Here is a 14,422-nt window from a genome sequence, read left to right on the forward strand (position 1 = left end):
CAAGGTTGTCCTTCCATCTTCCTACAATGCGCTAAATCTCCGTTCTGTAAGGGATTTCCTTATAGGCGTGCCTTGACGGTGTGGTAGGCGGATTCCTATAGTGTGCGCAAGTGGCAGAAAGTGGCATGAAGTGGGTTTTCTGATCACAAAAAAGCTAACAAGTGGGGAATCGCAGCCGTGTTCCGCGGAGCCAACGCCATCAACCTCGACGCAAAGGGCCGTCTCGCAATGCCGAGCCGGTACCGTGACGAGCTCGATTCGCGTAGTTCCGGGCAGTTGATCGTGACCATCGACGCGGTTGACCCCTGCTTGTGTGTATACCCGCTCGATGAGTGGGAACTGATTGAAGCCAAGTTACGCGCGTTGCCGTCATTGCGTGAAGAGAACCGTCGCCTGCAGCGTTTGCTGATCGGCAATGCGGTGGATCTGGAGCTTGATGGCAGTGGGCGTTTCCTGGTGCCTCCGCGTTTGCGCGAATACGCCAAGCTCGACAAGAAGGCGATGCTGGTGGGGCAACTGAACAAATTTCAGCTGTGGGATGAGGATGCCTGGAACGCAGTTTCGGCAGCCGACCTTGCAGCTATTCAACAACCGGGCGCCATGCCTGATGAACTGCGTGATTTGATCCTGTGACTATAAATAGCGGCTTTAACCACATCACCGTACTGCTTGACGAAGCCGTCGAGGCTCTCGCCGTACGCGCCGATGGCTGCTATTTGGATGGCACCTTCGGACGCGGCGGCCATAGCCGCCTGATTCTCAGCAAGCTCGGGCCGCAAGGGCGGCTGCTGGGTTTCGACAAAGATCCTCAAGCGATTGCCACCGGGCAAGCGCTGGCGGCCGAAGACGGCCGCTTTGTCATTGTGCAGCGCAGTTTTGCCGAGCTCGGTGCGCAAGTGCGCGAGCTGGGTATCGACGGCAAGGTCAGCGGCATCCTGCTTGACCTGGGGGTGTCTTCGCCACAGTTGGACGACCCTGAGCGTGGCTTCAGTTTCCTCAATGACGGCCCGCTGGACATGCGTATGGACCCAAGTCGCGGCGTGAGCGCTGCCGAGTTCATTGCCACGGCGCCTGAAGAAGAAATTGCCCGGGTATTCAAGGAATACGGTGAAGAACGCTTTGCCAAGCGCATGGCTCGCGCGGTGGTATTGCGCCGCGAGCAAACTCCTTTCACCCGTACCGCAGACCTGGCCGAAGTGCTCAAGGTCGCCAACCCTGCCTGGGAAAAGGGCAAGAACCCGGCGACCCGTGCGTTCCAGGGCCTGCGTATTCACGTCAATAACGAGTTGGGCGACCTCGAAGCCGGTCTTGAAGCCGCACTTGATGCCCTGGAAATCGGTGGCCGCCTGGTGGTCATCAGCTTCCATTCGCTGGAAGACCGCATCGTCAAACTGTTCATGCGCAAGCTGGTCAAGGGCGAGGCCGACAACCTGCCGCGCAACCTGCCGGTTCAACACAAAGCGTTTGAACCTCGTATCAAAGTACATGGCAAAGCGCAGTTCGCCTCTGAAGCTGAACTCAAGGCCAACCCACGTTCGCGCAGTGCTGTGATGCGCGTTGCCGAGAAGCTGCGGTGAGCCGCCTGTTCGCCAAGCCTTTGCCAGGCGGAAGCTTCCTGATGCTTCTGCTGTTTATTGCCGTGCTCGTTTCTTCGGTGGCGGTGTCGTACAGCGCGCACTGGAACCGCCAACTGCTCAATGCCCTGTATGGCGAACTCAACGAACGTGACAAGGCCCAGGCCGAATGGGGTCGGCTGATCCTTGAGCAAAGCACCTGGACGGCACACAGCCGTATCGAGAACCTCGCCAGTGAGCAGCTGAAAATGCGCATCCCGGCCGCTGACGAAGTGCGGATGGTGGCGCCATGATGAAGCTCGAAGGTGCACTCTATCCGTGGCGGTTCCGTGTGGTCATTGCCCTGCTGGCGTTGATGGTCGGCGCGATTGCCTGGCGCATCATCGACCTGCAAGTGGTCGATCGTGACTTCCTCAAAGGCCAGGGCGATGCCCGTAGCCTGCGCCATATCCCGATTCCTGCACACCGCGGGCTGATCACCGACCGTAACGGTGAACCGCTGGCGGTCAGTACGCCGGTCACGACCTTGTGGGCCAACCCCAAGGAAATGCAAGCGTCCAAAGAACGCTGGCCAGCGTTGGCTGCTGCGCTCAAGCAGAACCCGCAGCAATTGGCGCAGCGTCTGGAGCAATCGGCCAACAAAGAATTCATCTACCTGGTGCGTGGCTTGACCCCGGAACAGGGGCAAGTGGTGCTCGATCTCAAGGTTCCTGGTGTCTACGGCATCGAGGAATTTCGTCGTTTCTACCCGGCCGGTGATGTTGCCGCGCACATGGTTGGCTTTACCGACCTGGATGACCATGGCCGTGAAGGGGTGGAGCTGGCCTACGATGAGTGGCTGGCCGGCGTGCCCGGCAAGCGGCAAGTGATCAAGGACCGGCGTGGCCGGCTGATCAAAGACATTCAGGTAACCAAAAACGCCAAGGCCGGAAAGACCTTGGCGTTGTCCATCGACCTGCGCCTGCAATACCTGGCCACGCGCGAGCTGCGCAATGCCATTGCCGAGCAGGAAGCCAAGGCCGGCAGCCTGGTGATTCTCGATGTGAAAACCGGTGAAGTGCTGGCCATGGTCAACCAGCCCACCTACAACCCCAACAACCGTCGCAGCATGTTCCCGGCGGCCATGCGTAACCGCGCGATCATCGACGTCTTCGAGCCTGGTTCCACGGTCAAGCCGTTGTCCATGAGTGCGGCCCTGCAAAGCGGGCGCTGGAAGCCGACCGACAAAGTCGAAGTCTATCCGGGCACCTTGCAACTGGGGCGTTACACCATTCGTGACGTGTCCAGGAGTGAGGGGCCGATCCTTGACCTGACCGGCATTCTGATCAACTCCAGTAACGTCGGCATGAGTAAGATCGCCTTCGATATCGGTGGTGAGTCGATCTACCGGGTGATGTCCCAGTTGGGTCTGGGCCAGTACACCGGTCTGGGCTTCCCGGGTGAGCGGGTCGGTAACCTGCCCAATCACCGTGAGTGGCGCAAGGCTGAAACGGCGACCTTGTCTTATGGCTATGGCCTTTCGGTAACCGCGCTGCAGCTGGTTCACGCCTACGCGGCGCTGGCCAACGACGGCAAGATGGTGCCGCTGAGCATTCTCAAGGTCGACAAAACCCCAGAGTCCACGCAGGTTGTGCCGGTCGAAGTCGCCAAGACCATTCAAGGCATGGTGCAGCAAGTGATCGAAGCGCCGCGCGGTGTATTCCGCGCCCAGGTGCCGTTCTACCACGTCGGTGGCAAGAGTGGTACGGCGCGTAAGGCGACCATTGGCTCCAAAGGCTACACCGAGAATTCCTACCGCTCGCTGTTCGCTGGCTTCGGGCCGATGAGCGATCCGCGTTACGCCGTGGTCGTGGTGATCGACGAGCCGAGCAAGGGTGGCTACTTCGGTGGCCTGGTCTCGGCCCCGGTATTTAGCAAGGTCATGTCTGGCACGTTGCGCCTGATGAATATTCCGCCGGATAACCTGCCGCCGGCGACTCCACAGCAGCAAGCCGATGCTGCGCCCGCCAAAGGAGGGCGCGGTTAATGACGATGCCATTGAGTAAACTTTTCGCCCAGGCCAGCCGCGATCCGTTGATCCGCGAGTTGACCCTGGACAGCCGTAAAGTACGCCCGGGCGACCTGTTCCTGGCGGTGCCGGGTGCGCTGGTCGACGGTCGTGAGCACATTGCCGATGCACTCAAGCGTGGGGCGGCGGCGGTGGCTTATGAGGCTGAAGGTGCCACCGTACTGCCGATCACTGAAGTCCCATTGATCCCGGTGAAGGGCTTGATCGCACAGCTTTCGGATATAGCCGGGCGCTTTTATGGCGAGCCAAGCCGACAGTTGAATCTGGTCGGTGTGACCGGTACCAACGGTAAAACCAGCGTCACTCAGTTGGTGGCGCAAGCGCTGGACAAGCTTGGTCAGCGTTGCGGCTTGATCGGCACCTTGGGTACTGGGTTTTATGGCGAACTGCAAAGCGGTCGCCTGACGACGCCGGATCCGATTGCGGTGCAGGCGACACTGAATGATCTGAAAAAGGGCGGTGCCAAGGCCGTAGCGATGGAGGTTTCCTCGCATGCGCTGGAGCAAGGACGGGTTGCGGCGCTGGACTTCGATATTGCGGTGATGACCAACCTGTCGCGTGATCACCTGGACTATCACGGCAGCATGCAGGCCTATGAAGCCGCCAAGGCACGTCTGTTTGCCTGGTCGAGCCTGAAATGCCGGGTAGTTAACCTGGATGACGATTTCGGTCGTCGTCTGGCGGCTGAAAAGGGCGAATCGCGTCTGATCAGCTACAGCCTCAAAGACAGCAGTGCTTCTCTGTACTGCCGCGAAGCGCATTTTGACGATGATGGCGTGCGCGCGGTGATTGTCACTGCACAGGGCGAACGCACCTTGCGTAGCCGCCTGCTCGGCCGCTTCAACTTGAGCAACATGCTGGCCGCCGTCGGCACCTTGCTGGCGCTGGACTATGCGCTGGATGAAATCCTCAAGGTCACCCCGCTGCTGGAAGGGCCGGTCGGCCGTATGCAGCGCCTCGGGGGCGGTAGTAAGCCGCTGGTGGTCGTTGACTACGCCCACACACCGGATGCCCTGGAGCAAGTGCTGCAGGCTCTGCGCCCGCACGCCAAAGGCCAGCTGCTGTGCTTGTTCGGTTGCGGTGGTGATCGTGATCGCGGCAAGCGCCCGTTGATGGCCGAAGTGGCCGAACGCCTGGCCGACCGCGTGCTGGTCACCGATGACAACCCGCGCACGGAAGACCCACAACAGATTTTTGCCGACATCCGCCCTGGTTTTGCCAATGCCGATGCCGTCCAGTTCGTCGCCGGGCGTGGTGCGGCCATTGCCCAGCTGGTCGCTGGTGCAGGGGTTGATGATGTGATTGTCCTGGCCGGTAAAGGGCATGAGGACTATCAGGAAATCAACGGCGAGCGCCACGATTTCTCCGATCTGGTCGAGGCCGAGAAAGCCCTTGCTGTCTGGGAGGCTCCCCATGCTTAAGCCTTTGACCCTCAGCCAACTGACCGCGCCACTGCAAGGCCGTCTGCTGGGTGCTGATGCTCAATTTGATGGTGTCAGCATCGACAGCCGCGCAATCGTTGCCGGGCAATTGTTTGTTGCCCTGGCCGGGCCGCGCTTCGATGGCCACGACTATTTGAATGAGGTTCAGGCCAAAGGCGCCGTTGCCGCGCTGGTCGAGCGTGAAGTGCCCGGCAGCAGCCTGCCGCAGTTGCTGGTTGCCGATTGCCGTCTGGCCCTGGGCCAGTTGGGTGCGCTGAACCGCGCTGCGTTCGACAAGCCTGTCGCCGCCATCACCGGTTCCAGCGGCAAGACCACGGTCAAGGAAATGCTCGCCAGCATTCTGCGCACGCGTGGCCCGGTTCTGGCAACCCGTGGCAACCTGAACAACGACCTCGGCGCGCCACTGACCCTGCTCGAAATTGCGCCTGAGCACACTGCCGCAGTGATCGAACTGGGTGCCTCGCGCATCGGTGAAATCGCTTATACCGTCGGTTTGACCAAGCCGCAGGTGGCGGTGCTCAACAACGCCGGGACCGCGCATGTCGGCGAGTTCGGCGGGCCGGAAAAAATTGTCGAAGCCAAAGGCGAAATCATTGAAGGCCTGGATCAGGATGGCACGGCCATATTGAATCTGGATGACAAGGCCTTTGGCATCTGGAAACAGCGTGCTGGCAAGCGCCGTGTGCTGAGCTTTGCCCTGAGCAACCCGGCTGCTGACCTGTACGCCGCGAACATTGCCCCGGATCAGCGCGGTTGCCCGGCATTCGATCTGCACAGCCCGATGGGTGTCGAGCGGGTTCAACTGAATTTGCTCGGTACCCACAACGTTGCCAACGCACTGGCCGCCGCGGCTGCCGCACATGCCTTTGGTCTGACGCTGGACGGTATCGTCGAGGGCTTGAATAACGTGCAACCGGTCAAGGGCCGCACTGTCGTGCAGATGGCTGCCAACGGTGTACGGGTGATCGATGACACTTACAACGCAAACCCCACCTCGATGTGCGCTGCCGTTGATATACTTGCCGGCTTTTCCGGGCGCACCGTTCTGGTGCTCGGGGATATCGGTGAATTGGGCCAGTGGGCCGAGGAAGGCCATCGGCAGGTAGGCGAGTACGCCAAAGACAAGGTATCGGCACTCTACGCGGTGGGCCAGAACATGGCACATGCGGTAGCAGCGTTCGGTGCCAATGCCCGACATTTCGCTAATCAAGCTGACCTGATCGACGCCGTTCGCGCCGAACAGGCCACCAATACCACTATTTTGATCAAGGGCTCGCGTAGCGCTGCGATGGAGAACGTCGTAGCGGCTTTGTGTGGTTCCAGCGGGGAGAAACATTAATGCTGCTGCTGTTGGCTGAGTATCTGCAACAGTTTTACAAAGGCTTCGCGGTCTTCCAGTACCTGTCCCTGCGCGGGATTCTTGGTGTACTGACCGCGTTGTCGCTGGCCCTGTGGCTGGGCCCGTGGATGATTCGCACCCTGCAGATTCGTCAGATCGGCCAGGCAGTTCGTAACGACGGCCCGCAATCGCACCTGTCCAAATCCGGCACCCCGACCATGGGGGGTGCACTGATTCTTTCGGCGATCGGTATCAGCACCTTGCTGTGGGCCGACCTGACCAACCGCTACGTCTGGGTGGTGTTGATCGTTACCCTGCTGTTTGGCGCGATCGGCTGGGTCGACGACTACCGCAAAGTCATCGAGAAGAACTCGCGTGGCTTGCCAAGCCGCTGGAAGTACTTCTGGCAATCGGTGTTCGGCCTGGGCGCCGCGATTTTCCTTTATGTAACTGCACCGAGCAGCGTCGAAACCACGCTGATCGTACCGATGCTCAAGGATGTCACCATCCCGCTGGGTATTGGCTTCGTGGTGCTGACCTACTTCGTGATCGTCGGTTCGAGTAACGCGGTGAACCTGACCGACGGCCTCGATGGCCTGGCAATCATGCCAACGGTCATGGTCGGTGGTGCGCTGGGTATCTTCTGCTACCTGTCGGGCAACGTGAAATTTGCCGAATACCTGCTGATTCCGTACGTGCCGGGCGCCGGTGAGCTGATTGTGTTCTGCGGCGCTTTGATCGGTGCCGGCCTGGGCTTCCTGTGGTTCAACACTTACCCAGCCCAGGTGTTCATGGGCGACGTCGGTGCGCTGGCACTGGGCGCTGCTTTGGGCACCATCGCCGTGATCGTTCGTCAGGAAATCGTCCTGTTCATCATGGGCGGCGTGTTCGTCATGGAGACCTTGTCGGTGGTGATCCAGGTCGCTTCGTTCAAGCTGACCGGCAAGCGTGTGTTTCGTATGGCCCCGATCCATCACCACTTTGAACTCAAGGGTTGGCCCGAGCCGCGGGTGATCGTCCGTTTCTGGATTATCACCGTGATTCTGGTGCTGATCGGCCTTGCCACCCTGAAACTGAGGTAGAAACGCGTGTCACTGATCGCTTCTGACCACTTCCGCATCGTTGTCGGCCTCGGCAAGAGCGGCATGTCCCTGGTTCGCTTCCTGGCGAACCGGGGCGTTGCCTTTGCGGTCGTCGACACCCGTGAACAACCGCCGGAACTGGAAACCCTGCGTCGCGATTACCCGCAGGTAGAAGTGCGCTGTGGTGAGCTGGACGTAGAGTTCCTGTGCCGCGCCGACGAGCTGTACGTCAGCCCAGGCCTGGCCCTGGCCACTCCGGCGCTTCAGCAGGCAGCGGCCCGTGGCGTGAAGCTGTCCGGTGATATCGAACTGTTCGCACGCAATGCCAAGGCGCCGATCATCGCGATCAGCGGTTCCAACGCGAAAAGCACCGTGACCACCCTGGTTGGCGAAATGGCCGCAGCGGCCGGCAAGCGCGTTGCCGTGGGCGGCAACATTGGTACGCCAGCGCTGGACCTACTCAGCGACGACGTCGAGCTGTACGTCATGGAGTTGTCGAGCTTCCAGCTGGAAACCACCGATCAGCTCAACGCTGAAGTCGCGACTGTGCTCAACGTCAGCGAAGACCACATGGACCGCTACAGTGGCCTGCCGGCCTATCACCTGGCCAAGCACCGGATCTTCCGGGGCGCGCGGCAAGTGGTGGTCAACCGTCAGGATGCCCTGAGCCGTCCGTTGCTGGCAGAAGGTCAGCCGTGCTGGACCTTCGGTTTGAATACCCCTGATTTCAAAGCCTTCGGCTTGCGCGAAGAAAACGGTGAGAAGTTCCTGGCGTTCGAGTTCCAGAACCTGATGCCGGTGCGCGAACTGAAAATCCGTGGTGCGCATAACCAGTCCAATGCCCTGGCGGCGCTGGCGCTGGGGCATGCCGTAGGCTTGCCGTTTGACGCCATGCTCGCCAGCCTGCGCACCTTTTCCGGCCTCGCCCATCGCTGCCAGTGGCTGCGCGAACGCGACGGCGTGAACTGGTACGACGATTCCAAGGCCACCAATGTCGGGGCTGCGCTGGCGGCCATCGAAGGCCTGGGTGCCGACATCGATGGCAAGCTGGTGCTGGTTGCCGGTGGTGATGGCAAGGGTGCTGATTTCAGCGCGCTGCGGGCACCTGTTGCGGCGCACTGCCGTGCGGTGGTGCTGCTCGGGCGCGATGCCGAACTGCTGGCTCAGGCCTTGGGCGATGAGGTGCCACTGATCCGCGTCAAAACCCTGGATGAAGCCGTACAACAGTCGGCTGCCCTGGCGCAGCCTGGCGATGCCGTGTTGCTTTCCCCGGCGTGCGCGAGCCTCGACATGTTCAAGAACTTCGAAGAGCGCGGGCGTCTGTTCGCCCAAGCGGTAGGGGGGCTGGCATGATCTTCGGCATCATCAAGCCGTATCCGTCGCCGCTGATCAGCGGTCGTGGTATCGACCTGGATTTCGCCATGCTCGCCGGCTGCCTGGCGCTGCTCGGCCTTGGCCTGGTGATGATCACCTCGGCGTCCTCGGAAGTGGCCGCCGCGCAGTCGGGCAACCCGCTGTACCACATGTTCCGCCACCTGGTGTATGTCGCCATTGGTGTGGTCGCCTGCATTGTCACCATGATGGTGCCGATCGCCACCTGGCAGAAGATGGGCTTCGCCATGCTGGTCGGTGCCTTCGCCTTGCTGGTGTTGGTGTTGGTGCCGGGTATCGGTCGTGAAGTGAACGGTTCGATGCGCTGGATCGGCTTTAGCTTCTTCAACGTTCAGCCTTCGGAAATTGCCAAGGTGTTCGTGGTGATCTACCTGGCCGGCTACCTGGTGCGTCGCCAGACCGAAGTGCGCGAAAGCTGGATGGGCTTCTTCAAGCCCTTCATCGTTTTGCTGCCGATGGCGGGTCTGCTGCTGATGGAGCCGGACTTCGGCGCCACTGTAGTAATGATGGGCGCCGCCGCCGCGATGCTGTTCCTCGGCGGGGTGGGCCTGTTCCGCTTCAGCTTGATGGTGGTGCTGGCGGTGGCCGCGGTGTTCGTTCTGGTACAGGCCCAGCCTTACCGGATGGCGCGTCTGATTACCTTTACCGACCCATGGTCCGACCAGTTCGGTTCCGGCTACCAGCTGACCCAGGCGCTGATTGCCTTCGGGCGTGGCGAGTGGCTGGGCGTGGGCCTGGGCAATAGCGTGCAGAAGCAGTTCTACCTGCCAGAAGCGCACACCGACTTCGTGTTCTCGGTACTCGCCGAAGAACTGGGCGTGGTCGGCTCGCTGGTGACTGTGGCGCTGTTCGTGTTCGTCACCGTGCGTGCCTTGTACATCGGCTTGTGGGCCGAGAAAGCCAAGCAATTCTTTGCGGCCTACGTGGCCTTTGGCCTGGCCTTCCTGTGGATCGGCCAGTTCCTGATTAACATCGGCGTGAACGTCGGCCTGCTGCCAACCAAGGGCCTGACCTTGCCGTTCCTCAGCTACGGCGGTAGCTCGCTGGTGATCTGCTGCGCCTGTGTCGGGCTGTTGCTAAGGATCGAGTGGGAGAGTCGTACCCATTTGGGTAGCGAAGAGCACGAATTCAATGAAAGCGATTTTGCCGAGGAGCCGAATCATGGCCGCTGACGGCAAGAATGTTTTGATCATGGCAGGCGGTACCGGGGGCCACGTGTTCCCGGCCCTGGCCTGCGCCCGTGAGTTCCAGGCGCGCGGTTACACCGTGCACTGGCTGGGCACCCCGCGTGGTATCGAGAACGAACTGGTGCCGCAGGCGGGTTTGCAACTGCACCTGATTCAGGTCACCGGTCTGCGTGGCAAAGGTAAGTTGTCGTTGCTCAAGGCGCCGTTCACCTTGGTGAAAGCGGTGCTGCAGGCGCGGCGCATCATTCGTCAGCTCAAGCCGGTCTGCGTGATCGGCTTTGGCGGTTACGTGACCGGCCCAGGCGGCGTGGCTGCGCGGCTCTGTGGAGTACCGGTGGTGGTGCACGAACAGAATGCCCGTGCCGGTACCGCCAATCGGCTGCTGGTGCCGTTGGCTGGCCGAGTCTGCGAAGCTTTCCCCGGCACATTTGCGACTTCGCAAAAGTTGCGTACCACTGGCAACCCGGTGCGCAGCGAGCTGTTTCTGCAAACCCCGCGCGAGCCTCTGGGCGCGCGTCGGCCACGTTTGTTGGTGCTGGGCGGAAGCCTGGGCGCCGAACCGTTGAACAAACTGCTGCCCCAGGCCCTGGCCCAGGTGCCCGCGGACATTCGTCCCGAGGTGTTCCACCAGGCTGGCAAGCAGCACGATCAGATTACCGCCGAGCGTTATCGCGAGGCCGGAGTCGAGGCTCAGGTAGAGCCGTTTATCAAGGACATGGCCAAGGCATATGCCTGGGCCGATCTGGTGGTCTGCCGCGCAGGCGCGCTGACCGTCAGTGAGCTGGCTGCAGCCGGCTTGCCCTCGATGCTGGTGCCTTTGCCCCATGCCATCGACGATCACCAGACCCACAACGCCCATTATCTGGCCCGTGAAGGCGCTGCCTTCCTGATGCCACAAGCGACAACTGGCGCAGCGCAACTCGCTGAACGCCTGAACGAGGTGCTGATGCAACCGGAAAAACTCTCCACCATGGCCGCCACTGCCCGGCGCCTGGCCAAACCTGCAGCAACCCGCACCGTGGTCGATATTTGCCTGGAGGTGGCCCATGGTTGAACGCCAGAAAGCCATGCCACAACCAGAGATGCGCCGTATCCGCCGTATCCACTTCGTCGGTATCGGCGGCGTGGGTATGTGCGGGATTGCCGAAGTACTGCTGAACCTGGGTTATCAGGTATCGGGCTCGGACCTCAAAACCTCGCCGGTCACTGAGCGTCTGGAATCCTTCGGTGCACAGATTTTCATCGGCCACCGTGCCGAGAACGCTGCCAGCGCTGACGTGCTGGTGGTGTCCAGCGCCATCAATCCGGCCAACCCGGAAGTTGCCACGGCCCTTGAGCGCCGTATCCCGGTAGTACCGCGTGCGGAAATGCTCGCTGAGCTGATGCGCTATCGCCACGGCATCGCCGTCGCCGGTACCCACGGCAAAACCACCACCACCAGCCTGCTGGCGTCGGTGTTTGCTGCCGGAGGCCTGGACCCGACGTTCGTCATCGGTGGTCGTCTGAATGCAGCGGGCACCAATGCCCAGTTGGGCACCAGCCGCTACCTGATCGCCGAAGCCGACGAAAGCGACGCCAGCTTCCTGCACCTGCAGCCGCTGGTAGCGGTGGTCACCAACATCGACGCCGATCACATGGCCACCTACGAAGGCGACTTCAACAAGTTGAAGAAAACCTTCGTCGAGTTCCTGCACAACCTGCCGTTCTACGGCCTGGCGGTCATGTGCCTGGACGACCCGGTAGTGCGCGAGATTCTGCCGCAGGTCAAACGCCCGGCGGTGACCTACGGCTTCAGCGAAGAAGCCGACGTGCGCGCCATCAATGTGCGTCAGTCGGGTATGCAGACTCACTTCACCGTGCTGCGTCGCGACCGCGAGCCACTGGATGTCTCGGTCAACATGCCGGGTAACCACAATGTGCTCAATGCCCTGGCGACCATCGCTATTGCCACCGACGAAGGCATCAGCGACGACGCCATCGTCAAGGGCCTGTCGGGCTTCCAAGGGGTAGGGCGGCGCTTCCAGGTGTACGGCGAACTGCCGGTCGACGGCGGCAGCGTGATGCTGGTGGACGACTACGGTCATCACCCGACCGAAGTGGCGGCGGTGATCAAGGCCGTGCGTGGTGGTTGGCCTGAGCGGCGCCTGGTGATGGTTTATCAGCCGCACCGCTACAGCCGTACCCGCGACCTGTACGACGACTTCGTCCAGGTGCTGGCCGACGCCAACGTACTGCTGCTGATGGAAGTCTACCCAGCCGGCGAAGAGCCGATCCCGGGCGCCGACAGCCGTCAGCTGTGCCACAGCATCCGTCAGCGCGGTCAGCTCGACCCGATCTACATCGAGCGTGGTATCGAACTGGCGCCGCTGGTCAAGCCGCTGCTGCGCGCCGGGGACATCCTGCTGTGTCAGGGCGCCGGTGACATCGGTGGCCTGGCTCCGCAACTAATCAAGAGTCCGTTGTTCGCTGGTGCCGTTGCCAGTCAGGGGAAGTCGAAATGACTGATAACCAATACGCCAAGCTGCATTCGACCATTGCCGTAAAAGACTTCGGCCGTGTTGCCGTGCTCTACGGTGGCAAAAGCGCAGAGCGAGAGGTATCGCTGAAATCCGGCGCGGCGGTCATCGACGCGCTGACCAGCGCCGGTGTTGACGTCGTGGCGATTGATGTCGGCGACGACCTGCTCGACCGTCTGCAAAGCGAGAAGATCGACCGCGCCTTCATCATCCTTCACGGCCGTGGCGGTGAAGACGGCAGCATGCAGGGCCTGCTCGAGTGCCTGGGTATCCCGTACACCGGCAGCGGCATCCTGGCGTCGGCCTTGGCGATGGACAAACTGCGCACCAAGCAGGTGTGGCAGAGCTTGGGTATTCCGACCCCGCGTCACGCCGTGCTGAGCAGCGAAGCTGACTGTATTTCTGCCGGCGCGGAACTGGGCTTCCCTTTGATCGTCAAACCGGCCCATGAAGGCTCTAGTATCGGTATGGCGAAAGTGACCGGCGTCGACGAATTGATCGCTGCCTGGAAAGATGCCGCCACCTACGATTCGCAAGTGTTGGTCGAACAATGGATTCACGGTCCGGAGTTCACCGTCGCGACCCTGCGTGGCCAGGTGTTGCCACCGATCGCCCTGGGTACGCCGCACACCTTTTACGACTACGACGCCAAGTACATCGCCAACGATACCCAGTACCGCATTCCGTGCGGTCTGGACGCGGCCAAAGAGCAGGAACTGATCGACCTGACCGCCCGCGCCTGTGATGCCGTTGGCATTGCCGGCTGGGGACGTCTGGATGTCATGCAGGACGAGCAGGGGCGTTTCTGGCTGCTCGAAGTCAACACCGCACCAGGCATGACCGATCACAGCCTGGTCCCTATGGCGGCACGTGCGGCCGGTCTGGACTTCCAGCAGTTGGTGCTGGCGATCCTGGCGGCCAGTGTCGAGGCGCGAGGTTAAGCCCATGCAAGGCGCGATGTTACGTCATCAGCAACCCGCCACCGGCCGTAACAAGCCGGTGCCGCGTGGTGCCAGCCGGATGGTGGCCAAGGAGCCATTGTCGGCGCGCCTGCCCAAGGCCAACTTCAGCATCTTCAAGCGTCTGCTCTGGCCGGTGCTGCTGGTGGCGGCAGGCTTTGGTGCCTATGAAGGTGCGCAACGCCTGATGCCGTACGCCGACCGGCCGATCACCAAGATCGCCGTGCAAGGGGACCTGAGCTACATCAGCCAGCAAGCGGTGCAGCAGCGAATCGCCCCGTACGTGGCGGCGAGCTTCTTCACCGTCGATCTGGCCAGCATGCGCGCCGAGCTGGAAACCATGCCCTGGATTGCACACGCCGAGGTACGGCGGGTGTGGCCGGACGAAGTGGTGATCCGCCTGGAAGAACAGTTGCCGGTGGCGCGTTGGGGTGAGGAGGCCTTGCTCAATAACCAGGGCCAGGCCTTCACCCCGCGCGAACTGGCCAACTATGAGCACCTGCCGCAGCTGTTCGGGCCGCAGCGGGCGCAGCAACAAGTGATGCAGCAATATCAGGTACTGAGCCAGATGTTGCGGCCAATGGGCTTTTCGATTGCCCGCCTGGAAGTGCGTGAACGCGGCAGCTGGTTCCTGACCACTGGCGCCAGTAGCACCGGGCCAGGCATCGAGCTGCTGTTGGGGCGCGATCATCTGGTGGAAAAAATGCGCCGCTTCATTGCCATTTACGACAAGACACTTAAAGAACAGATCACGAACATCGCCCGCATCGATCTGCGTTACGCCAACGGCCTGGCCGTGGGCTGGCGGGAACCGATTGCACCGACGACGGCCCAACCCGCCGTTGCGAAGAATTAGAGAGAGG

13 protein-coding genes are annotated in these 14,422 nt (G+C 61.4%); all 13 read left to right on the forward strand.

Annotated elements, in window-relative coordinates; translation table 11 throughout:
- Positions 1–177 precede the first annotated feature (177 nt).
- Genes mraZ through ACP6KB_RS05065 form a run of 13 tightly spaced genes read left to right on the forward strand, consistent with a single transcriptional unit; the run spans position 178 to position 14,415 of the window.
- Positions 178–633: a division/cell wall cluster transcriptional repressor MraZ gene (mraZ, locus tag ACP6KB_RS05005; protein WP_010220775.1), complete on the forward strand. Its 456-nt coding sequence runs from the start codon at positions 178–180 to the stop codon at positions 631–633.
- A complete protein-coding gene (gene rsmH, locus ACP6KB_RS05010; RefSeq protein ID WP_442112321.1) occupies positions 630–1,577 on the forward strand; it encodes a 16S rRNA (cytosine(1402)-N(4))-methyltransferase RsmH in 948 nt (315 codons plus the stop codon). The genes mraZ and rsmH overlap by 4 nt, the downstream gene beginning before the upstream one ends.
- Positions 1,574–1,867, forward strand: a complete 294-nt coding sequence (ftsL, locus tag ACP6KB_RS05015; RefSeq protein ID WP_442112322.1) for a cell division protein FtsL — start codon at positions 1,574–1,576, stop codon at positions 1,865–1,867. The genes rsmH and ftsL overlap by 4 nt, the downstream gene beginning before the upstream one ends.
- Positions 1,867–3,600, forward strand: a complete 1,734-nt coding sequence (locus ACP6KB_RS05020) for a peptidoglycan D,D-transpeptidase FtsI family protein (protein ID WP_442114257.1) — start codon at positions 1,867–1,869, stop codon at positions 3,598–3,600. The genes ftsL and ACP6KB_RS05020 overlap by 1 nt, the downstream gene beginning before the upstream one ends.
- Entirely contained in the window at positions 3,600–5,063 is a 1,464-nt protein-coding gene (locus ACP6KB_RS05025; protein ID WP_442112323.1) for a UDP-N-acetylmuramoyl-L-alanyl-D-glutamate--2,6-diaminopimelate ligase, read from the forward strand. The genes ACP6KB_RS05020 and ACP6KB_RS05025 overlap by 1 nt, the downstream gene beginning before the upstream one ends.
- A complete protein-coding gene (locus tag ACP6KB_RS05030; RefSeq protein ID WP_442112324.1) occupies positions 5,056–6,423 on the forward strand; it encodes a UDP-N-acetylmuramoyl-tripeptide--D-alanyl-D-alanine ligase in 1,368 nt (455 codons plus the stop codon). The genes ACP6KB_RS05025 and ACP6KB_RS05030 overlap by 8 nt, the downstream gene beginning before the upstream one ends.
- A complete protein-coding gene (mraY, locus tag ACP6KB_RS05035) occupies positions 6,423–7,505 on the forward strand; it encodes a phospho-N-acetylmuramoyl-pentapeptide-transferase (RefSeq protein ID WP_442112325.1) in 1,083 nt (360 codons plus the stop codon). The genes ACP6KB_RS05030 and mraY overlap by 1 nt, the downstream gene beginning before the upstream one ends.
- A 6-nt stretch (positions 7,506–7,511) precedes the next feature.
- Positions 7,512–8,858, forward strand: coding sequence for a UDP-N-acetylmuramoyl-L-alanine--D-glutamate ligase (gene murD / locus ACP6KB_RS05040; protein WP_442112326.1), 1,347 nt, complete (start codon positions 7,512–7,514; stop codon positions 8,856–8,858).
- Positions 8,855–10,069 carry a putative lipid II flippase FtsW gene (gene ftsW, locus ACP6KB_RS05045; RefSeq protein WP_442112327.1) on the forward strand — a complete coding sequence of 405 codons (1,215 nt, stop codon included), beginning with the start codon at positions 8,855–8,857 and terminating at the stop codon, positions 10,067–10,069. Before murD ends, ftsW begins: the two co-directional genes overlap by 4 nt.
- Positions 10,059–11,138 (forward strand): undecaprenyldiphospho-muramoylpentapeptide beta-N-acetylglucosaminyltransferase, encoded by a 1,080-nt coding sequence (gene murG, locus ACP6KB_RS05050; protein ID WP_442112328.1) that lies wholly within the window; start codon positions 10,059–10,061, stop codon positions 11,136–11,138. The genes ftsW and murG overlap by 11 nt, the downstream gene beginning before the upstream one ends.
- On the forward strand, positions 11,131–12,585 hold the full coding sequence (gene murC, locus ACP6KB_RS05055; RefSeq protein WP_442112329.1) for a UDP-N-acetylmuramate--L-alanine ligase: 1,455 nt from the start codon (positions 11,131–11,133) through the stop codon (positions 12,583–12,585). Before murG ends, murC begins: the two co-directional genes overlap by 8 nt.
- The gene (locus ACP6KB_RS05060) at positions 12,582–13,541 is read left to right on the forward strand and encodes a D-alanine--D-alanine ligase (protein WP_442112330.1); all 960 of its coding nucleotides are present in this window, start codon (positions 12,582–12,584) and stop codon (positions 13,539–13,541) included. Before murC ends, ACP6KB_RS05060 begins: the two co-directional genes overlap by 4 nt.
- Before the next feature lie 4 nt (positions 13,542–13,545).
- Positions 13,546–14,415 carry a cell division protein FtsQ/DivIB gene (locus ACP6KB_RS05065; protein ID WP_442112331.1) on the forward strand — a complete coding sequence of 290 codons (870 nt, stop codon included), beginning with the start codon at positions 13,546–13,548 and terminating at the stop codon, positions 14,413–14,415.
- The last annotated feature ends 7 nt before the right edge of the window (positions 14,416–14,422 follow it).

Origin of the sequence: Pseudomonas sp. NUPR-001, assembly GCF_052147955.1 — a bacterium.
Lineage (GTDB): Bacteria > Pseudomonadota > Gammaproteobacteria > Pseudomonadales > Pseudomonadaceae > Aquipseudomonas.